Origin of the sequence: Streptomyces sp. 1-11 (assembly GCF_007176755.1) — a bacterium.
Lineage (GTDB): Bacteria > Actinomycetota > Actinomycetes > Streptomycetales > Streptomycetaceae > Streptomyces.
Genome location: NZ_BJTV01000003.1, coordinates 174803 through 193866 on the forward strand (window position 1 = coordinate 174803; position 19064 = coordinate 193866).

18 protein-coding genes are annotated in these 19064 nt (G+C 74.4%); 5 read left to right on the forward strand and 13 right to left on the reverse strand.

Going from position 1 to position 19064, the window contains the following annotated elements; translation table 11 throughout:
* The first annotated feature begins 82 nt into the window (after positions 1-82).
* Positions 83-775: a GntR family transcriptional regulator gene (locus tag TNCT1_RS07795; RefSeq protein WP_143629799.1), complete on the forward strand. Its 693-nt coding sequence runs from the start codon at positions 83-85 to the stop codon at positions 773-775.
* A gap of 140 nt (positions 776-915) precedes the next feature.
* Positions 916-1566, forward strand: a complete 651-nt coding sequence (locus TNCT1_RS07800) for a hypothetical protein (RefSeq protein ID WP_143629802.1) — start codon at positions 916-918, stop codon at positions 1564-1566.
* A 91-nt stretch (positions 1567-1657) separates the two neighbouring features.
* On the opposite strand, the gene TNCT1_RS07805 is transcribed toward TNCT1_RS07800, so the two are convergent.
* Entirely contained in the window at positions 1658-2941 is a 1284-nt protein-coding gene (locus tag TNCT1_RS07805) for an adenylosuccinate synthase (RefSeq protein WP_143629805.1), read from the reverse strand.
* 197 nt (positions 2942-3138) lie between these two features.
* Between TNCT1_RS07805 and TNCT1_RS07810 the strand changes: the two genes are divergently transcribed.
* Positions 3139-3993 carry a diacylglycerol kinase gene (locus tag TNCT1_RS07810; protein WP_143629807.1) on the forward strand — a complete coding sequence of 285 codons (855 nt, stop codon included), beginning with the start codon at positions 3139-3141 and terminating at the stop codon, positions 3991-3993.
* 81 nt (positions 3994-4074) lie between these two features.
* Here the strand turns inward: TNCT1_RS07810 and TNCT1_RS07815 are convergent, their stop codons facing one another.
* Positions 4075-4617 (reverse strand): GbsR/MarR family transcriptional regulator, encoded by a 543-nt coding sequence (locus tag TNCT1_RS07815; RefSeq protein ID WP_143629809.1) that lies wholly within the window; start codon positions 4615-4617, stop codon positions 4075-4077.
* A 114-nt stretch (positions 4618-4731) separates the two neighbouring features.
* On the opposite strand from TNCT1_RS07815, the gene TNCT1_RS07820 reads away from it, so the two are divergent.
* Both TNCT1_RS07820 and TNCT1_RS07825 read left to right on the forward strand, forming a co-directional pair.
* On the forward strand, positions 4732-5646 hold the full coding sequence (locus tag TNCT1_RS07820) for an ABC transporter ATP-binding protein (protein ID WP_143629812.1): 915 nt from the start codon (positions 4732-4734) through the stop codon (positions 5644-5646).
* Complete coding sequence (locus TNCT1_RS07825; RefSeq protein WP_143629814.1) at positions 5643-7244, forward strand: ABC transporter permease; 1602 nt, start codon at positions 5643-5645, stop codon at positions 7242-7244. The genes TNCT1_RS07820 and TNCT1_RS07825 overlap by 4 nt, the downstream gene beginning before the upstream one ends.
* 89 nt (positions 7245-7333) lie before the next feature.
* Here the strand turns inward: TNCT1_RS07825 and TNCT1_RS07830 are convergent, their stop codons facing one another.
* The 11 genes from TNCT1_RS07830 to TNCT1_RS07880 form a co-directional block, all read right to left on the reverse strand.
* Positions 7334-8554: a cytochrome P450 gene (locus TNCT1_RS07830; RefSeq protein WP_143629816.1), complete on the reverse strand. Its 1221-nt coding sequence runs from the start codon at positions 8552-8554 to the stop codon at positions 7334-7336.
* Positions 8555-8573: 19 nt separating this feature from the next.
* A complete protein-coding gene (locus TNCT1_RS07835; RefSeq protein ID WP_143629818.1) occupies positions 8574-9239 on the reverse strand; it encodes a response regulator transcription factor in 666 nt (221 codons plus the stop codon).
* A complete protein-coding gene (locus tag TNCT1_RS07840) occupies positions 9236-10576 on the reverse strand; it encodes a histidine kinase (protein ID WP_143629820.1) in 1341 nt (446 codons plus the stop codon). Before TNCT1_RS07840 ends, TNCT1_RS07835 begins: the two co-directional genes overlap by 4 nt.
* 91 nt (positions 10577-10667) lie before the next feature.
* Complete coding sequence (locus TNCT1_RS07845; RefSeq protein WP_143629823.1) at positions 10668-11348, reverse strand: response regulator transcription factor; 681 nt, start codon at positions 11346-11348, stop codon at positions 10668-10670.
* The gene (locus TNCT1_RS07850; protein WP_235902415.1) at positions 11345-12727 is read right to left on the reverse strand and encodes a sensor histidine kinase; all 1383 of its coding nucleotides are present in this window, start codon (positions 12725-12727) and stop codon (positions 11345-11347) included. The genes TNCT1_RS07845 and TNCT1_RS07850 overlap by 4 nt, the downstream gene beginning before the upstream one ends.
* Before the next feature lie 10 nt (positions 12728-12737).
* Positions 12738-13943 carry an acyltransferase gene (locus TNCT1_RS07855; RefSeq protein ID WP_235902462.1) on the reverse strand — a complete coding sequence of 402 codons (1206 nt, stop codon included), beginning with the start codon at positions 13941-13943 and terminating at the stop codon, positions 12738-12740.
* Between the two features lie 103 nt (positions 13944-14046).
* Positions 14047-15057, reverse strand: a complete 1011-nt coding sequence (locus tag TNCT1_RS07860) for an alpha/beta hydrolase (RefSeq protein WP_143629827.1) — start codon at positions 15055-15057, stop codon at positions 14047-14049.
* A gap of 137 nt (positions 15058-15194) precedes the next feature.
* Positions 15195-16100, reverse strand: coding sequence for an alpha/beta hydrolase (locus tag TNCT1_RS07865; protein ID WP_143629829.1), 906 nt, complete (start codon positions 16098-16100; stop codon positions 15195-15197).
* A gap of 162 nt (positions 16101-16262) precedes the next feature.
* Entirely contained in the window at positions 16263-17459 is a 1197-nt protein-coding gene (gene kynU / locus TNCT1_RS07870) for a kynureninase (RefSeq protein WP_143629831.1), read from the reverse strand.
* Positions 17452-18300 (reverse strand): tryptophan 2,3-dioxygenase family protein, encoded by an 849-nt coding sequence (locus tag TNCT1_RS07875; RefSeq protein WP_143629833.1) that lies wholly within the window; start codon positions 18298-18300, stop codon positions 17452-17454. Before TNCT1_RS07875 ends, kynU begins: the two co-directional genes overlap by 8 nt.
* Positions 18301-18458: 158 nt before the next feature.
* Positions 18459-18872, reverse strand: coding sequence for a DUF3151 domain-containing protein (locus tag TNCT1_RS07880; protein WP_143629836.1), 414 nt, complete (start codon positions 18870-18872; stop codon positions 18459-18461).
* Positions 18873-19064: the final 192 nt, after the last annotated feature.

Consider the following 19064-nt stretch of genomic DNA (forward strand, 5'->3'; position numbering starts at 1 on the left):
CCGAACGCGTAAGGTGACGTGCTCGTAAAGAATGACGAATACGTGCGAGTACGTCACCCGCACGCGTGAGGAGAGGCCGACGATGCCCGGCAACGGCACCGTGACGCGCAGCACCCTGCGCCAGCAGATCGCGGACGCGCTGCGCGACGAGGTGCTGGCGGCCCGCCTCACGCCGGGCCGGGCGTTCACCGTCAAGGAGATAGCCGAGCAGTACGGCGTCTCGGCGACGCCGGTCCGCGAGGCGCTGGTCGACCTGTCCGCGCAGGGCATCCTGGAGGCCGACCAGCACCGGGGCTTCCGGGTCCCCGAGTACTCCCTGACCGACTACCGCCGCATGCTCGAGGCCCGCGGCCTGGTCACCGAAGGGATGTTCCAGGCGCTCACCCACGATCACCCTGCCTTCGCCGACATGGACAGCCCGCGGACGAAGGCGGCCCTCGCCGCCGTGCGCCGGCGCGGCGAGGAGGCGCAGCGGGCCGCCGCGGCCGGCGACCTCACCGTGCTGATCGGCTACGACCTGCGTTTCTGGCGCGAGCTGAGCGGGCTGTTCGGCAACCCGTACCTCGCCGACTTCCTGCACCGGCTGCGCGTGCAGTCCTGGGTGTGCGCGGTGCAGCACCTGCGCCGGCTGCCGGACGTCCGGGGCCGGCTGTGGGCCGGGCACACCGAACTCGTCGACGCGCTGGCCCGCCGCGAGGCCGGGGCCGCGCGGGAGATCGTGGCCGCCGCCAACGCGCACTCGCTGGCCCTGCTGGAACGACTGCCGCCGCGATGACGCGGAGCGGTGGGATCCGTGGCGGGCTCTGGGTATGGGACCCGTACGACAGGGGCTTGGCCGGTCCCGTACCGACTACCCTTCCCTGACCACCTTCCGCCGTGCGTGAGACGCGCGCCTGCCGATGCGAGGAGCTCTCTTTGGCCTGTGATCTGTGGCTGGTACCGCTGGTGGACGTGTTGTGCCACACCCCGGACAACCCGTTCGCCGAGGAACTCGCGCACTACAACGACGCGCTGGCCGCGGCCGGGCTCCCGCCGGTGCCGGTGTACCAGTACATGCCGGGCCTGTCCGGTGAGGTCGCCCCGGTGGCCGGCTTCGACTACGACGCGCTGCACTTCCTGCGCCGGGCCTACCTGCTCCAGGTATGCGGGCTGCCGGTGACCCCGGTGGACGAACTCGGCGGCGACTACGAGCAGTTGCTGGAGATGTTCGAGTCGACGGCCCAGCAGTCCCACCTGGTCTGGCACTACGACCACGCGGGCGCGTACGTCCCCGTCGACTTCCCGCACCCGCTGTCCAACGACGAACTCCTCGCCGGCGGCGGCCCGCTGGGCTCCTCGCAGAGCCTGCTGCGCGAGCTGGAGCACGTCGCCCCGTCGATCGGCATCGACCCGGCCAACCCGCCGGCGGCGCCGGAGCCACCCGCCGCCCCCACGGAGCTGGAGGAGCCGGCCGTCCCCGCGCCGTACGACCCCAGCCCGTTCGCCCGGGAGCGGCACGTGTGGCTGGGCCTGCACGCGGCGGCGACCAGGTCGCTGGCCCAGGGCTCGATGATCGTGTTCAGCTGAGGGAACCGTCACCCCGCCGGGGAGCGGACGGCCGGGCGCGGCTGCGCGCCGGCCGTCCCGCCGGAAGTCCGGGCTTCCGGGAAAGGCCCCTCTACAGGAACGAGTTGATCTCGATCGTCTCGTCCCGGCCCGGGCCCACGCCGATCGCGGAGATCGGGGCGCCGGACATCTCCTCCAGCGCCTTGACGTAGTTCTGGGCGTTCTTCGGCAGGTCGGAGAAGGACTTCGCCTTGGTGATGTCCTCGGACCAGCCGGGCAGGGTCTCGTAGACCGGCTTCGCGTGGTGGAAGTCGCTCTGCGAGTACGGGAGTTCCTCGACGCGCTTGCCGTCGATCTCGTACGCCACGCAGACCGGGATCTGCTCCCAGCCGGTGAGCACGTCCAGCTTGGTGAGGAAGAAGTCGGTCAGGCCGTTCACGCGGGTCGCGTAGCGGGCGATGACCGCGTCGAACCAGCCGCAGCGCCGGTCGCGGCCGGTGGTCACACCCCGCTCGCCGCCGATGCGGCGCAGCGCCTCGCCGTCCTCGTCGAACAGCTCCGTCGGGAAGGGGCCCGCGCCGACGCGGGTCGTGTAGGCCTTGAGGATGCCGATGACGCGGCTGATCTTCGTCGGGCCGACGCCGGCGCCCGTGCAGGCGCCGCCCGCGGTCGGGTTGCTGGAGGTGACGAACGGGTAGGTGCCGTGGTCGATGTCCAGGAGGGTGCCCTGGCCGCCCTCGAAGAGGACCACCTTGTCGTCCTCCAGCGCCTGGTTGAGGACCAGGACGGTGTCGGCGACGTACGGCTTGATCTGCTCGGCGTAGCCCAGCAGTTCCTCGACCACCTGGCCGGCGGCGATCGCGCGGCGGTTGTAGAGCTTGGTGAGGATCTGGTTCTTGGCGTCGAGGGCCGCCTCGACCTTCTGGGTCAGGATCGACTCGTCGTAGAGGTCCTGGACCCGGATGCCGACACGGTTGATCTTGTCGGCGTAGGTCGGGCCGATGCCGCGGCCGGTGGTGCCGATCTTGCGCTTGCCGAGGAAGCGTTCCGTCACCTTGTCGACGGTCACGTTGTACGGCGTGATGACGTGCGCGTTACCACTGATCAGGAGCTTTGACGTGTCGACGCCACGCTCGTTCAGACCGCTCAGCTCGGAGAGCAGGACCGACGGGTCGACGACGACACCGTTGCCGATGACCGGCGTACAGCCGGGCGAGAGGATTCCGGAAGGGAGGAGGTGGAGTGCATACTTCTGGTCGCCCACGACGACCGTGTGGCCGGCGTTGTTGCCGCCCTGGTATCGCACTACATAGTCCACCGAGCCACCGAGCAGGTCGGTCGCCTTCCCCTTGCCTTCGTCACCCCACTGAGCACCGAGCAGCACAAGTGCGGGCACGCGCGTACACCCCTTCCGGGCGGGGCATGTCCAAGGTCGGGGGCATGGGCGTAAGGTGCACCGCCGCGTACCACCGCGACCGTTGTCGGCCGCACAACCGTCGGACCGGATGCCCCGGAATAGACGAAGCCCCTGGCGCAATAGCGCAAGGGGCTCTTGCACAAAGATGCTACCCGAGGAAGCGAGGCAGGACCGAGGTGGCGACCTTCGCGACGTCCGATCAGCTGCTGGTGATCATCGATCCGACGGCACGGCAGGGGGACGGGGAGTCCGTACGGATCGCGAAAGACGTGCTCAGCGCGGGTGCGACCACCAAGGTGTGTCTGCCGGAGGGCCCGGAGGAATTCGCCCGGGCACTCGGCCGTCGGGGTTCCCGGCGGCCGGTGGTGATCGGCGACGACCGGGCGCTGGTGCGCGCGGTGGCCCTGCTGCACCGGCACCGGGAGCTCGCCGGATGCGCGCTGGCCGTGGTGCCGGTCGGGGAGGCGGCGCTGGCGGAGTCCCTCGGCGTGCCGGCCGGTCCGGTGGCGGCCGCGCGGGCCGTGCTCGAAGGGGCCGAGCGGCGCCTCGACCTGCTGGTCGACGACAGCGACGGTGTGGTGCTCGGCGCGCTGGGCATCCCGCCGGCGCCGGTCCGGACGGCCGCGGCTCAGCCGGTGGACGCCTCCGGCGGGCACCCCTGGCTGCGTACGCGCTACCGCTCCCTGGTCCGCACGCTGGCCCCGCGGCCCGCCCGGCTCGCCGCGATACCCGCGCCCGGCCCCTCCCGGCTGCGGGTGGAGGTCGACGGGGAGACGGTCGTGGACCTGGACCGGCCGGTGGAGGCGGTGTCGGTGACGCCGGGCGCCGGCGGGACGGCGGCGGTCGAGGTGCGCCCGCTGTCGGGCCCCGGCGCGGCGGCCGCGCCGCTGCTGGTCGCCGGGCGCACGGTGACGGTCGTGGGCGCGGACTTCCGCTACCGGGCGGACGCGATGGTGTCCGGGCCGGTGCGCCGGCGGACGTGGACGGTGCGTGAGGGCGCCTGGGGGCTGACCCTGCCGGTGCCGGGCTAGGTCGTGTCCGCAAAGTCCCGCCTGCCCCGCCCTCCGGGCGGACGACGGGACTTTGCGGACACGATCTAGGGACGCGGGGCGTCACGGGGAGCCGAAGAGCTCCTCCCGGCGGGCACGCCAGCGGACCATCAGCGCGGCGAGTTCGGTGTCGACGAACTCGAAGAAGGCCAGCGTCTCGGCCAGCCGGAGCCCGGCCGGGGTGGTGGCGCCGAGGCTCTCCACGCCCTCCCGCAGGGCGTGCTCCCAACGCTTGATGACGGCCTCGCGGCTGGTCAGAGCTTCGTACCACTGGTCGCCGTGCACCCGGTAGCGCTCCCGGCGCGAGCCGGGTTCGCGCTCCCGCGAGACCATGTGCACCTGCGCCAGGTAGCGCACCGCGCCGGAGACGGCCGCGGGGCTGACGCGCAGCCGCTCGCCCAGTTCGGCCGAGGTCAGGGTGCCGGAGTCGGAGGCGAGCAGCGCGGCGAAGACCCGGGCCGGCATGCGGGGCACGCCCGCCTCGACGAGCTGGGCGGCGAAGTGCTCCACGAACCGGGAGACCGCCTCCGGGTCGCGTTCCGGCGCCCGGGAGGCCTGCCGGTCCGCCGCTCCGGGCCGTTCGGCCCTGTCCGCCCGCTCCGTCATTCCCGGATCATCTCCCCTGATCAGGCCCGCCGTCGCCGCCGCGACGACCCCCAACCGCAGTTTATACGGTTTCTTAACTTCACAAGTTTGTGAAAGAAGCGTAGGTTGCGAAACATGACGAAGGCAGTCACGGTCCGCGGACTCCGCAAGTCCTTCGGCCGTACGCACGCGCTGGACGGCCTGGACCTGGACGTCGAGACCGGTGAGGTCCACGGCTTCCTCGGCCCCAACGGCGCCGGGAAGTCCACCGCCGTCCGCGTCCTGCTCGGCCTGCTGCGCGCCGACGCGGGCACCGCGCGGGTCCTCGGCCGCGACCCGTGGGCCGACGCGGTGGAGGTGCACCGCCGCATCGCCTACGTCCCCGGTGACGTGACCCTGTGGCGCAACCTGTCCGGCGGCGAGGTCATCGACCTCTACGGCCGGCTGCGCGGGGGCCTGGACCCGCGCCGGCGGGCCGAGCTGACCGAGCGGTTCGAGCTGGACCCGACGAAGAAGGGCCGCACCTACTCCAAGGGCAACCGGCAGAAGGTCGCCCTGGTCGCGGCGTTCGCCTCGGACGTGGACCTGCTGATCCTGGACGAGCCGACCTCGGGCCTCGACCCGCTGATGGAGGCGGTCTTCCGGCGGTGCGTCGAGGAGGAACGGGACCGGGGCCGTACCGTCCTGCTCTCCTCGCACATCCTCGGCGAGGTGGAGGAGCTGTGCGACCGGGTGAGCATCGTCCGGGGCGGCCGCACGGTGGAGACCGGCTCGCTGGCGGACCTGCGCCACCTCACCCGCACCAGTGTCAGCGCCGAACTCGCCGGCCCGCCGAACGGGCTGGCGGACCTCCCCGGCGTCCACGACCTCGACGTCCGGGGCCGCAGGGTCCGCCTCCAGGTGGACACCGGCAAGCTGGACGCGGTGCTGCGGCAGCTCGGGGAGTCGGGCGTGCGGTCCCTGACCTCGACCCCGCCCACGCTGGAGGAACTGTTCCTGCGGCACTACCGGGACGAGCGCGGCGAGGCGACCGGGGCGGCGGCGCGATGACCACGCTCACGACGCACACCACCGCACGGTCCCGTCATCTGGCGGGCACCGGAACCCTGTTGCGGTTCGCACTGCGCCGGGACCGGGTGACGACCCCGGTCTGGGTCGCGGCGAACGCCCTGATGGTCCTCTCCATGCCGGGCACGCTGCGCGACCTGTACGGCAGCACCGCCGAACGCGTCCGTCTGGTCGGCCAGTTGGAGGCCAACGCCTCGTTCCGGGCGCTGATCGGACCGGTCTTCGACACCTCGGTCGGCGCGCTGACCGCCTGGCGGGTGGGCGTGTACGCCGCCCTGCTGGCCGCCGCGATGAGCCTGCTGATCGTCGTACGGCACACCCGGGACGAGGAGGAGAGCGGCCGGCACGAGCTGGTGGCGTCCGGAATGGTGGGCCGCCGGGCCCCCCTCACGGCGGCGCTGCTGGCGGCGGCCGTCGCCGACGCGGCCCTCGCCCTGCTGGTCACGGCCGGTCTCGCCGGACAGGGTGCGGGCGGCGCCTTGGCCTTCGGCCTCGGGCTCGGGGGCGTCGGCATGGTGTTCGCCACGATGGCGGCGATCGTCGTCCAGCTCACCGAGAGCGCCCGGCTCGCCCGGGGCCTGACGGCGGCCGTCCTCGGGGCGGCGTTCGTGCTGCGCGCGGCGGGCGACTCGGCCGGGGACGACGGTTCCTCGCCGCTGACCTGGCTGTCGCCGCTGGGCTGGCTGGAGAACCTGCGCTCCTTCGCGGACGAACGCTGGTGGGTGCTCGCCCTGTTCGCGGCGGCGGCGGCCGCCCAGGGGGTGGTGGCCTACGCGCTCGCCGGGCGCCGGGACATCGGCATGAGCTTCCTGCCCACCCGGCCGGGCCCGGCCGCCGGCCGCCTCGGCACGGCGGGGGCGCTGGCCTGGCGGCTGCAGCGGGGCGGTGTGCTCGGCTGGTCGGCCGGCTTCTTCCTCGCGGGGGTCGTCTACGGCGGTCTCACCGACGGCGCGGCCCGCCTGGTCCGCGACAACGACGGCGCGCGGCGCGTCTTCGAGCGGATGGGCGGCGGCAACGGGCTCACGGACGCGTTCCTGGCGTCGATGACCGGCATGCTCGGCCTGATCGCGGCCCTGTACGCGGTCGCCTCGGTGCTGCGACTGCACGGCGAGGAGACCTCGGGCCGGGCGGAACCGGTGCTGGCGTGCGCGGTGGGACGGCTGCGCTGGGCCGCGGGCCACCTCACCATCGCCTTCGGCGGCTCGGTCCTGATCATGCTCCTGGCGGGCCTGGGCTTCGCCGTCGGCTACGGCAGGGAGGTCGTACCGATCCTGGGCGCCTGCCTGGTGCAGCTCCCGGCGGTGTGGGTGATCGGCGGAGCGGCGCTGCTGCTGTACGGCGCGGCCCCCCGGCTAGCACCGGCCGCCTGGGGCCTCGCGGTGGCGGCCCTCCTGATCGGCTGGGTGGGCCCCGCCCTGGACGCACCGCGGATCGTCCTGGACCTCTCCCCCTTCGGCCACCTGCCGAAGCTGCCCGGCGGCACGATGGACTGGCCCCCGGTCCTCACCCTCACCGCCCTGGCCGCGGCGCTGACCGCGGCGGGCCTGGCGGCCCTGCGACGGCGGGACCTGGCGGGCTGAGCGGATCGGTCGAAGTACTGCCCGGGGTTCCTCGGTGCCTGGTCCGCCGCCGGCCGGCGCGGGCGGGACGACCTCGTCCCGACGGGTGGTCACCCCACCGTGATGCTCAGCCCCTCCAGTCCCCGGATCACGAAGTTCGGCTTGCGCCGCGGCTCGGACGCGAGGGTGAGGGCCGGGGCCCGTTCCAGCAGGGCCGTCATCGAGGCGGCCAGCTCGATGCGGGCCAGCGGGGCGCCGATGCAGTAGTGGATGCCCGCGCTGAAGGAGATGTGCGGATTGTCCCGGCGAGTGAGGTCCAGGCGGGCGGGGTCGGCGAAGACGGCCGGGTCGTGGTTGGCGGAGCCGAAGAGCATGGCGATCTCCGCGCCCCGGGGAATCGTCGTCCCGGCGATCTCGATGTCGTCCAGGACCCAGCGTTCGAAGAGCTGGAGCGGGGTGTCGTAGCGCATCAGCTCCTCGACCGCGGACGGGACCAGGGAGTGGTCGGCGCGCAGGGCCGCCAGTTGGCCGGGGTTGCGGAACAGCGCCCACCAGCCGTTCACCGTGGCGTTCACCGTGGCCTCGTGGCCGGCGTTGAGCAGCAGCACCGCCGTGGAGATCATCTCCTGCTCGGTCAGCCGGTCGCCCTCGTCGTGCGCGGCGATCAGCCCCGAGATCAGGTCCTCGCCGGGCCGCTCGCGGCGGGCCGCGATCAGCTCCGCGAGGTAGGCGGAGAACTCCGCCGAGGCCCGGACCGCGCTCGCCGCCGTCTCCTCGGACGGGTTCAGCTCGTACATCCCGCAGATCGCCGCCGACCAGGGCCGCAGCAGCGCGCGGTCGGCTTCCGGGACGCCCAGCATCTCGGCGATCACCGCCACCGGCAGCGGCTCGGCGACGTCCGTGAGCAGATCGCCGCCGCCCGCCTCGACCAGCCCGGCCACCAGGTCGTCCGCCAGGCCGTGCACGTACGGCTTCAGCCGCTCCACCGTGCGCGGGGTGAACGCCTTGGACACCAGGCGCCGGATCCGGGTGTGGTCCGGCGGCTCCAGGTCGAGCATGCCGTGGTCGTTGAGGGTGTGGAACGGCTCGTGCTCCGGCGGGGGCGCGCTCCGGCCGAACTCCTCGTGGGTGAAGCGGTGCCGGTAGGTGCGGCCCAGGCGGCGGTCGCGCAGCAGCGCCGAGACGTCCGCGTGGTGCGGGACCAGCCACTGGTCGGTGGGCTCGTACCGGATCACCCGGCCACGCGCCCGCAGTTCGGCGTAGGCCGGGTACGGGTCGGCGACGAACCCGGGGTCCCAGGGGTCGAAAGCGAGGTCGGCGACAGTTGCCATGGAGGGACGCTAGCCCGGCTCAGCCCGGTGTGACCAGCCTCGCCTCGTACGCGAACACCGCCGCCTGGGTGCGGTCCCGCAGGCCCAGCTTCACCAGGATCCGGCTCACATGCGTCTTGATCGTCGACTCGGCCACCACCAGCCGCCCGGCAATCTCCGCGTTCGACAGGCCCTGCGCGATCAGGACCAGCACCTCCGTCTCCCGTTCGGTCAGCTCCCCGTAGGCCGCCTGTGCCGACGGCATCAGCCGCGGGGAGTCCGCGAGCCGGGAGAACTCGGTGATCAGCCGCCTGGTCACCGAGGGGGCGAGCAGTGCCTCGCCGGAGGCCACCACCCGGACCCCGTCGGCCAGCTGACGGGCCGAGGCGTCCTTCAGCAGGAACCCGGAGGCCCCGGCGCGCAGCGCTTGGTACACGTACTCGTCCAGGTCGAACGTGGTCAGCACCAGCACCTTCGCGGCGCCGTCCGCGGCGACGATCTCCCGGGTGGCCTCGATGCCGTTCAGTTCGGGCATGCGGATGTCCATCAGCACTACGTCCGGGGCGAGTTCCCGCACCCGCTCGACCGCCTCCCGGCCGTTGACGGCCTCCCCGACGACCTCGATGTCCGGCATCGCGTTCAGCAGGACCGAGAAGCCCTCGCGCACCATCATCTGGTCGTCGGCGACCAGGACCCGGATCGTCATGCCCCGTCCTCGATCACCGCGGCCGCCGGGACCGGCAGGAACACCGTCACCTCGTACCCCCCGTCGGCCGTCGGCCCCGCCGTCATCTCGCCGTTCAGCATGGCGACCCGCTCCCGCATGCCGGTGATGCCGTGGCCGGCTCCGGGGGACGGCTTCACGAGGTGGGGAGCGGGCGGCGGGCCGTTGACCACGCGCAGGCCGAGTCCGCCGAGCACGTAACCGATCTCCACCCGGGCGTCCGCGCCGGGCGCGTGCCGCAGGGAGTTGCTCAGCGCCTCCTGCACGATCCGGTACGCCGACAGCTCCACGCCCTGCGGCAGTTCGCGCACCGCGCCGGTCACCGCCTTCTCCACGCCGAGACCGGCCTGCCGCACGTTGGCCAGCAGCCGGTCGAGGTCGGCGAGGGTGGGCTGCGGGGCGTCGGGGGCCTCGTAGTCCTCCGCGCGGACGACCCCGAGGACCCGGCGCAGCTCGGTCAGCGCCGCCACCGCGTTCTCCCGGATGGTGGCGAACGCCTTCTCCAGCTCCTCCGGCGGGTTCTCCACCCGGTACGGCGCCGCCTCGGCCTGGATGGCGACCACCGACATGTGGTGCGCGACCACGTCGTGCAGCTCGCGGGCGATGGTCGTGCGCTCCTCCAGCAGGGTGCGCCGGGAGCGTTCCTCCGCGGTCACCGTCCGCTGCTCGGTGACCTCCCGCTGGGCCTGCCGGCGGGTGTGCCGGACGGTGACGACCAGCAGCACCAGCGCCGACAGGATCAGCATCGGGGCCACGTCCGTGGTGTAGCGGTCCCAGCCGAGGAGGGTGTCGGCGACGAAGCCGTAGACCGCGGTGAGCACCCACATCCAGGCCGCCGTGCGCGGGCGGGTGCGTATCGCGACGACCGTGACCACCGTCAGGTGCGAGACGAAGCTGCCCGGGCCCCACGGCCAGTCCATGCCGGTCGCCCCGCCGACGACGGAGGCGAGCGTGGTCGCGCCGAGCGAGGCCCAGAACGCGCCCACCGGCCGCACCAGGGTGAGCAGCACCGGTCCCAGCGCCAGCAGCCCGCACAGCAGCGAGGGCAGCCCGGAGCCGGCCGTGCTCGCCAGCGCGACCAGCATCGCCAGCCCGCCGAGGCCGACGACGACCGCGTGCGGTGTCCAGCCCGAGTGCCGCCCCAGGCCGCCGGGCCGGTCACCGGCCGCCGTGCGGGGCAGCGGACGGTAGGCGAAGGCGTCGTCGAACAGGTCCTGCCGCAGGCCGCGCAGGGCGTCCCCGGCGAGCCGCCACTCGGGGCTGCGCGGCCGCCCGGCCGCGCCCGCCGGGGCCGTCTGCGTGTGCGTCGTCTCGGTCACGTGGCAACGGTAGGCCGGACCGGGGCCGCGGTCGTCCCCTCACAGAGGGGTCCTCGGGCGTCCTCCTGAAGTACTACGGCTCCGCCGGGCGTCAGTGGCCGGACGGCCGCACCAGACCCGACTCGTAGGCGAAGACGGCCGCCTGGGTGCGGTCGCGCAGCCCCAGCTTCACCAGGATCCGGCCCACGTGCGTCTTCACGGTCTGCTCGGCCACCACCAGCCGGCCGGCTATCTCCGCGTTCGACAGCCCTTGCGCGATCAGCGTCAGCACCTCCGTCTCCCGTTCCGTCAGAGCGCCGACCCGCCGCATCAGCGGGCGCCGGGGCGTGCCGTCCAGGCGGGTGAACTCGGCGATCAGACGCCGGGTGATGCCCGGGGCGAGCAGCGCGTCCCCGGCCGCCACCACCCGGACCGCCTCGGCGAGCTGGTCGGCGGAGGCGTCCTTCAGCAGGAACCCGGAGGCCCCCGCGCGCAGCGCCTCGTACACGTACTCGTCCAGGTCGAACGTGGTCAGCACCAGGACCCTGACGTCCGGGTGATCGGCGGTGATGCGCCGGGTCGCCTCGATGCCGCCCAGCTCGGGCATCCGGATGTCCATCAGCACCACGTCGGGCGCCAGTTCACGGACCTTGGCGATCGCGTCCAGACCGTGCACCGCCTGGCCGACCACCTCGATGCCGGGCTTGGTGTCGAGCAGCACGGTGAAGCCCTGGCGGACCATCTGCTGGTCGTCGGCTACGAGTACGCGGATGGGGCAGGCGCCGCTGGTCATGGCGTCCGGTCTCCTGTCGTGGACGGGCGGGGCGGGCCGGGCTGTTCCGGCCGGGGCGGCGGCAGCGTGCCGTGCGGGAGGAAGGCCGTGACCGAGAAACCGCCGTCCGGAGCCGGGACGGCGGTGACGTGGCCGCCGAGCATCGCCGCCCGCTCCCGCATGCCGAGCAGCCCGTGCCCGGCCCCCGGGGAGGGCGGGACCGGTCGGCGCGGGCGGGAGTTGGTCACCGCGAGCCGCAGCCCGTCCGGGCCGTGCGCGACCTCGACCCGGACGGTCGAACCGGGCGCGTGCCGCAGGGCGTTGCTCAGCGCCTCCTGCACGATCCGGTACGCCGACAGCTCCACCCCGGGGGCGCAGGGCCGCACCACGCCCCTGACCTCGGCGGTCACGTCCAGCCCGGCCGCCCGGGTGTTCTCGATCAGCGCGCCGAGCCGGTCGAGCGTGGGCTGCGGGGCGTCCGGGGCGGCGCCGGTGCCGGGGTCGCCCAGGCCGTAGGGGTCCTCGGGGTTCTCCGAGCGCAGCACCCCGAGCACCCGGCGCAGTTCGGTGAGCGCCTCCAGCGCGTTCTGCCGTATGCCCGCGAGGTTCTCGACCAGCTCCGGTGACGGCCGCTCGACGAGGTGCGGGGCCACCTGCGCCTGGATGGAGATGACCGACATGTGGTGCGCGACCACGTCGTGCAGTTCCCGGGCGATGCGGCTGCGCTCCTCCAGCAGGGTGCGGCGGGCCCGCTCCTCGGAGGTCAGGGAGGTCTGCTCGACGAGTTCCGCGCGGGCCACGCGGCGGTCGCGCAGGGCGGCGCCGAGCACCACGACGACCGCGGACAGGACGACGGCGAGGACTCCGGTGGGCTGGTAGTGCGAGCCGCCCCACACGCCCTGCAGGAGCCAGGTGACCAGTGCGGTCAGGGCCAGCGCCTCGGCCGAGACCCGGGTGCGCACGCGCAGCGCGAGCAGCAGCAGGACGAGCAGGTGGGCGACGATGCCGGCCGCGGTCCAGGGCCAGGTGAACGTCACGCCGGGCACCAGGTCCAGCCTGCCGCGCACCGCCGCCGCGCCCACCACGGTCCCGGCCGTCGACAGCCACCAGCCCGCTACGGGCCGCCACATCGCGAGCACGATCGCGCCGCCCTGCGCCAGGGCGATCAGGAAGGCCGCTCCGGGCTGCAGGTGACCGTTGTCCCCGAGCTGCGCGCCGCCGCCGACGGTGACTCCGAACGCGGCCAGGCACAGCAGGCCGTGCGGCAGCCAGCGCAGCCACTTGGAGGCGGGCAGCGGATCCGGCCGGAAGTCCCAGAGGTCGCCGTGCAGCACCCGCAACCGGCGCCGCCACCGGTCCGCGAGCAGCACCGGGCTCCGGCGGCCCCCCGTCTCCGTCACACGGTCCACCCTAGGTCCTGTCGTCAGGGCTGAGGAGCCCGTGAGTCCGGTGGCCGGCGCCCGCCGCGCCCCGGTCCGCCGCGCGGTGCACGCGGACCACCCGGGACCGGCCGGCGGAACCGCCGCTCGCGCCGCGGCGGCGGGCGCCCTGCTCGCAGGAGCGGAACACCGCCCAGTACAGGGCGAGTACGGCGGTGAACACCGGCAGCCACAGGAGCCGGGCCACGACCCAGCGCAGGCCGTCCGGCTGGGTGTGCAGGCCGGGGAGCCGGCCGGCCGCGAGGGCGGTGACCGTGGTGGTCATCAGGGCCGTCTGGTGCCACAGGAAGACGGTCATCGCGGAGAGGTTGACCAGGGCCACGGCCGCCCAGGCGAGCGGGCGGCGCATCGCCCGGCGCAGCCGGCCGCGCAGCAGGAGGGCCAGCCCGCACTGGGCCAGACCGAAGGTCACGGCCGCCAGGGTCGGCGGGTTCAGGTTGGAGACGGCCACGCCCGGCACCCCGACCATGGACGCGGGATAGCCCGCGCACGTCACCAGCAGGACCGTGGCCGCCGTACCGCCGAGGAGCAGCAGCCGGGCCGCGTGGCGGCCGTCCAGCTCACCGCGGGTCCAGGCGGCGCCCAGGGTGTACGGGACCAGCCAGCCGGCCGCCACGTTCACCCAGCCCAGCCAGGAGGGGCCGGTGTGCAGGCCGAAGCGGAGGATGTCCACGTGCAGGACGACGGCCAGCGGCCAGAGCGGGCTGAGCCGGACGAGCAGCGGGGTGACCGCCGTGAGGGCCGCGAAGACCAGCAGGAACCACAGCGGCGACAGGGCCAGTTTGAGCAGTGTGTGCAGCGTCGCGAAGGGGACGCCGCTCAGCAGCAGGGCGGCGGCCGCCGCCGTCCACAGGGCGAGGAGCGCGAGCACCGGCCGGAGCAGCCGGGCCAGGCGGGTGCGCAGCCATGCCCCGTAGGTGATCCCCCGGGTCCGCGCCGAGGCCAGTGAGCGCGTCGCCACATGCCCGCCGACCAGGAAGAACACCGCGAGGGTCTGGAAGACCCAGGAGACGGGGGCCAGCCACGGCAGATGCCGCAGCGGGCTCGCCGTGTGCAGCGCCCCGTCCTGCGGCACCAGGGCGGTGACCAGCCAGTGGCCGAGGACCACACCGAGGATCGCGAGGGCGCGCAGCGCGTCGACCGCGCGGTCCCGGGAGGCCGGGGTGGCGGCGTCCACCCGGCGGGCGCCCCGGCGTACCGCGTGCGTCGGGCGCGGCGGGCGGGGGGCCTTCGCGGTCGCGGGGAGGGCGGGAGTCCGGCGACGGGGGCCGGGGACCGGCTCAGGCACGGGTCACCTCCGAGGGGTCTCCGAGGGTGATCCGGGCCAGGTTGGCGAGGGCGGCCGAGCCCGGGGTGAAGTAACCGCTGTGATCGGCGTCCGCGGCGTCGAAGACCCGGGCGCCGAAGGCCCGGGAGACCGGGTCGGCGCCGAAGCCGACGGTGGCGCCCGGCAGGCCGGCCCGTACGTGCGGGACGTGGGCCACCCAGTCGCGGCTGCCGCGCGCCGCCCAGACCCGGGCACGGGTGTGCAGCCCGGCGACGGTGCCGGCGCCCGTGCCCGGGCTGCCGACGAGGACGACGTCGCCGACGTCCAGGCCGTGCGCGGCCCGGCCGCAGACGACGGAGCCGTAGGAGTGGCAGAGCAGGGAGATCCGGGCCCGCGCGGGGGCGATGGCGCGCAACTGCCCGGTGAGGGCGCGGAGACGGGGCGCCGCCTCGTCGGCCCTCGCGGTCGTGGTCACCGTCGTGCTGACCGTGCCGGGGGTGCGGTAGCCGAGCCAGGCGACCACGGCGACGCGGGTGCCGGCGGGGGCGCGGCGCCTGAGCTCGTCGTACAGGGCGGCCGCCGCCCGGTGGAAGCGGGCGTAGGTGTCGATCGAGGTGTCCGAGCCGGGCACCAGGACGGCGACGCGGCCGGCCCGGCGCAGCTCGCCGAGTACCTCGGTGGCCTGGCCGGGGCCGCGGCCGTCGAAGGCGAGCAGCTCGCGGGCGGCCAGCGCCCGGTCGGCTGCGGCCCGGTGCGCGTCGCCGTGGGCGGCGGCCATGGCGGCGGCCTCGGCGGCGTCGGCCCGGTTCGCCGCGTAGACCGACGCCAGGGTCGCCGCGGTGGGCGGGGCGTGGCGGGCCGGGGGCGGGGCGGGGATCGTGGGGTGCGCGGCGGCGGTCAGGGCGACGACCGTGGCGGCGGTGAGCAGCGCCTGGCGCCAGAGCCTGTTCCGCCCCGGCCGCCACCGGCCCCGGCGGGACGGCGGCGGGTGCGGACCGGCGGTCGGCGGCGGCGCTTGCCCCATGGTGGCTTCCCTTCGCGAAGCCCGGCCATCGGGCTTGTCCAGAAGGGAAGTTAGGAGCCGGAGGGCGTCGCCGGCGTCCCGCCAGGGAGCTGTCCCGCGGGGTAGCTCTCAGGTACTACGGGTATGACCGGGGCGGCTCACCAGGCGAGTTGGGCGATCTCCTCGGCCACCACCGCACAGGCGTCGGTCGCCGGGTCGATGAGCGGGAAGTGCCCGACGTCCGCCAGCAGGGTCAGGCCCACCATCTCGCCCGCCTTCTCGGCGGCGTTCGCGTACGACTCGGCCACCGCCTGGGGCACCACCAGGTCGGCCTCGCCCTGGACCAGCGTCGTGGCGATGCCGTTCGGGAGCAGCAGCACGGGGTCCGCGTAGGGGCGGCGCTCGGCGAAGTGGTCGTGTCCGCCGAGGAGTTGCAGGGAGGCGTTGCCGCAGACGTCCAGTTTCTCCGCCACGTCGAAGTCGGCGACCGGGGCGAGGGCCACCACACCGCGCAGCGGGGCGGGGCCGTCGGTGCGCCAGGGGGCGTCGGCGGGCAGGACGTGCCGGGCCGCGGCCCACAGGGCGAGGTGGCCGCCCGCCGAGTGCCCGGTGAGCACCGTGCGACGCGCGTCGGCCTGCGGGAGCGCCTCGCGGACCAGGCCGGGCAGGGCGTCCAGGGCGGCGGCCACGTCGTCGAAGGTGTCGGGCCAGCGGCCGGCCGGCGGGGTCGCCTCGGAGGGGCCGGGCCCGGCGCCCTGTGCCTGCGCCGGGATCAGGGGCTCGCCGCCGCGCCGGTACTCGACGTTGGCCACGGCGAAGCCGGCGCGGGCCAGATGGTCCGCGAACGGGGTGACGTGGCGGCGGTCGTAGCGGGCGCGCCAGGCCCCGCCGTGCAGGACGACGACCAGGGGGGCGCCGGGGGCGCCGGTCCGCGGGGCGTAGAAGTCGATCACCTGATCGGGGTGGTCGCCGTAGGAGGCGGTGGCGTCGGGGTCGACCGCGGGGTGCGAGAAGGCCGACTCCTCTTCGGCGGCGGCGCGGGCTGCTGCGGCGTCGTCCGGCATGCTCCAACCTCTCAGCGGCGGGATGGGTTCGGCGGACCGGGCGGGTACGGGTCGGTACGCGGTGCCGGCCGTTGGCCGGGACGGTATCAGGCGGGTGACGTGCGCGGACACGGGGTCGCCGGGCGGCGGCGGGGGCCCGGGGGCGCCCCGCCGCCGTTCACGTCACCGGCTCAGCAGCTCTCCCAGCACCCGGGCCGCGCGTTCGGTGTCCGCGAAGCCCACGTACAGCGGGGTGAAGCCGAAGCGGAGCACGTCGGGGTGGCGGAAGTCGCCCACCACGCCCCGTTCGATCAGCCGCTTCATCACCTCGCCGGCGTCGGGGCAGCGCAGCGCGATCTGGCTGCCCCGCTCCGCGTGCGCCGCCGGGGTCACGCACTCGACCCGGCCCGGCTCGGTGTACGCGCCGACGCACTCCAGGAAGAAGTCCGTCAGCGCCAGCGACTTGGCGCGCACCGCCTCGACGGACACCCCGTCCCACGCCTCCAGGGCGGCCTCCAGGGCCAGCATGGAGAGGATGTCCGGGGTGCCGACCCGGCCGCGCACCGCGCCCGGCGCCGCCGCGTAGGCCGGGCTCATGGCGAAGGGCTCGGCGTGCGAGGTCCAGCCGGGCAGGGGCGAGTCGAATCGGTCCTGCAGGTCCCGGCGCACGTACAGGTACGCCGGTGAACCGGGCCCGCCGTTCAGGTACTTGTAGGTGCAGCCGACCGCCAGGTCCACCCCGTGCTCGTCCAGGCCGACCGGCAGCGCGCCCGCGCTGTGGCACAGGTCCCAGACCGCGAGGGCGCCGCGGGCGTGGACCGCGGCGGTGAGGCCGGGCAGGTCGTGCAGCCGGCCGGAGCGGTAGTCGACGTGGTTGAGCAGCACCGCCGCGGTGCGCTCGCTCAGCGCGGCGGGCACGTCCGCCGGGGTCACCGGGCGCAGCGTGCGGCCGGTCAGCCGGGCGGCCGACTCGGCGATGTAGCCGTCCGTGGGGAACGTCGTCGCGTCGACGAGGAGCTCGTCACGGCCGTCGCCCGCCATCCGGACCGCCGCCACCAGCGCCTTGAAGACGTTGACGCTCGTGGAGTCGCCCACCACGATCTGGCCCGGTGCCGCGCCGACCAGCGGGGCGATCCGGTCGCCGATCCGCTCCGGAGCCGTCCACCAGCCGTTCTCCTCCCAGGAGCGGATGCGCTGCTCGCCCCACTGCCTGCGGATCACGTCCGCCACCTGGTCCGGGACGTTCACGGGCAGGGCGCCCAGGGAGTTGCCGTCCAGGTAGACCACGTCGTCGAGGACGAAGCGCCCGCGCAGCGGGGCCAGTTCGTCGGCCGCGTCCAGTTCCTTGGCGCGCAGGGCGAGTTCGGGACGCTCAGACATGGGACCTCGCCGTCCACAGCTCGGGGAAGACGTTCTTGCGGGCGCGCTTCTCCAGCCAGGCCACGCCCGCCGAGCCGCCCGTGCCGGTCTTCGAGCCCATCGCGCGCCGGGTGGCGACCAGGTGGTCGTTGCGCCAGCGCCAGACCAGCTCGGCCACGTCGGACAGGGCCTCCCCCAGACGCACCAGCTCGGCGTCCTGGTCGCCGGAGTAGAGAGCGGCCCAGGCCGACTCGACGGCCTCCGAGGGCTCGTAGCGCTGGGTGACGTCCCGGTTCAGCACCGAGGCGGGGATCGCGTGGCCGCGGCGGGCGAGGAGCCGGAGCACCTCGTCGTACAGGCTCGGCTCGTGCAGGGCCTTCTCCAGCTCCGCGTGGGCGCGGGGGGCGCCGCGGTGCGGGACCAGCATCGACGCGGACTTCTCGCCGAGCAGGAACTCCAGCCGGCGGTACATCGCCGACTGGAATCCGGAGCCCTCGCCGAGGGCGCCGCGGTACGAGTTGAACTGCGCCGGGGTGAGCTGGCCGAGCGGCTTCCAGGAGGCGTTCAGCGCCTCCAGTTCGCGCACGGAACGCTTCAGCGCGGCGATCGCGGTCGGCACGTCGTCCTGGCGGAGGGCCTTCGCGGCCGTCTCCCACTCGTGCACGACGACGGTGAACCACAGCTCCATCACCTGGGTCGTCACCAGGAAGACCATCTCTCCGGGATCGTCGGAGAGGGTGTGCTGGAGGTGGGTGAGCACGTCCGCCCGGACATAGTCCTCGTACGGCGTCGTGCCCGCGAAGTCGAGATGCGGGGTCTCGGGCTCAGCGGCCTCGTGAGGGGGGTGAGCCGGTTGCGACATCGCTGTCTCCTGTTGTTGCTCCGGGTGGCGGTCCGCCCCTGCCGATGCCGGCACGGGGGCCCCGGTCCCCACCCCGAATCCTCCGCAATCACTCCGGTCACGGCAAGGCCCGCCTGCTGCCAGACGGGCCACACAGGTGACGCCGTGGCCGGCCCGGGTCAGCCGAGGGTCTGGGCCGCCGTGGGCGAGGAGTCCTTCAGGAACTGCGAGCAGCGCTGGTACTCCTCCTGCTCGCCGATCGCCTGGGCGGCGCGGGCGAGGCCGTGCAGGGCGCGCAGGAAGCCGCGGTTCGGCTCGTGCTCCCAGGGCACCGGGCCGTGGCCCTTCCAGCCGCTGCGGCGCAGGGCGTCCAGGCCCCGGTGGTAGCCCGTCCGGGCGTAGGCGTACGACTCCACGACCGCGCCCCGCTCGAACGCCTCGTCGGCGAGCTGGGCCCAGGCGAGGGAGGAGGTGGGGTACTTGGCGGCGACGTCCGCGGGGGCGGTGCCGGTCGCGAGGAGTTCGCGGGGCTCCGGGTCGTCGGGGAGGTGGGTGGGAGGCGGGCCGCCGAGGAGGTTCTCGTGAATCGTCATGGTCCCAGTCTGGCGCACGCCCGCTTCCACGGCGGATCAGCACCGGTCTGTGGTGCACGCCGGTGCCCGGGGCTCGCCGGGTGCGTGTGCTCGCCGGTGCGTGGTGCTTGCCGGTGCCCGGGGCTCGCCGGGTGCTTGACGGTACCCGTGCTGATGGGTGTGTGATGCTCGCTGGGTAACGGGTGCTTGACG

Coding starts and splice junctions, on each gene's coding strand:
- TNCT1_RS07795 (WP_143629799.1), top strand. CDS start 83: ATGCCCGGCAACGGCACCGTGACGCGCAGCACCCTGCGCCAGCAGATC.
- TNCT1_RS07815 (WP_143629809.1), bottom strand. CDS start 4,617: ATGACGGAGCGGGCGGACAGGGCCGAACGGCCCGGAGCGGCGGACCGG.
- TNCT1_RS07820 (WP_143629812.1), top strand. CDS start 4,732: ATGACGAAGGCAGTCACGGTCCGCGGACTCCGCAAGTCCTTCGGCCGT.
- TNCT1_RS07825 (WP_143629814.1), top strand. CDS start 5,643: ATGACCACGCTCACGACGCACACCACCGCACGGTCCCGTCATCTGGCG.
- TNCT1_RS07830 (WP_143629816.1), bottom strand. CDS start 8,554: ATGGCAACTGTCGCCGACCTCGCTTTCGACCCCTGGGACCCCGGGTTC.
- TNCT1_RS07835 (WP_143629818.1), bottom strand. CDS start 9,239: ATGACGATCCGGGTCCTGGTCGCCGACGACCAGATGATGGTGCGCGAG.
- TNCT1_RS07845 (WP_143629823.1), bottom strand. CDS start 11,348: ATGACCAGCGGCGCCTGCCCCATCCGCGTACTCGTAGCCGACGACCAG.
- TNCT1_RS07860 (WP_143629827.1), bottom strand. CDS start 15,057: ATGGGGCAAGCGCCGCCGCCGACCGCCGGTCCGCACCCGCCGCCGTCC.
- TNCT1_RS07865 (WP_143629829.1), bottom strand. CDS start 16,100: ATGCCGGACGACGCCGCAGCAGCCCGCGCCGCCGCCGAAGAGGAGTCG.
- kynU (WP_143629831.1), bottom strand. CDS start 17,459: ATGTCTGAGCGTCCCGAACTCGCCCTGCGCGCCAAGGAACTGGACGCG.
- TNCT1_RS07875 (WP_143629833.1), bottom strand. CDS start 18,300: ATGTCGCAACCGGCTCACCCCCCTCACGAGGCCGCTGAGCCCGAGACC.
- TNCT1_RS07880 (WP_143629836.1), bottom strand. CDS start 18,872: ATGACGATTCACGAGAACCTCCTCGGCGGCCCGCCTCCCACCCACCTC.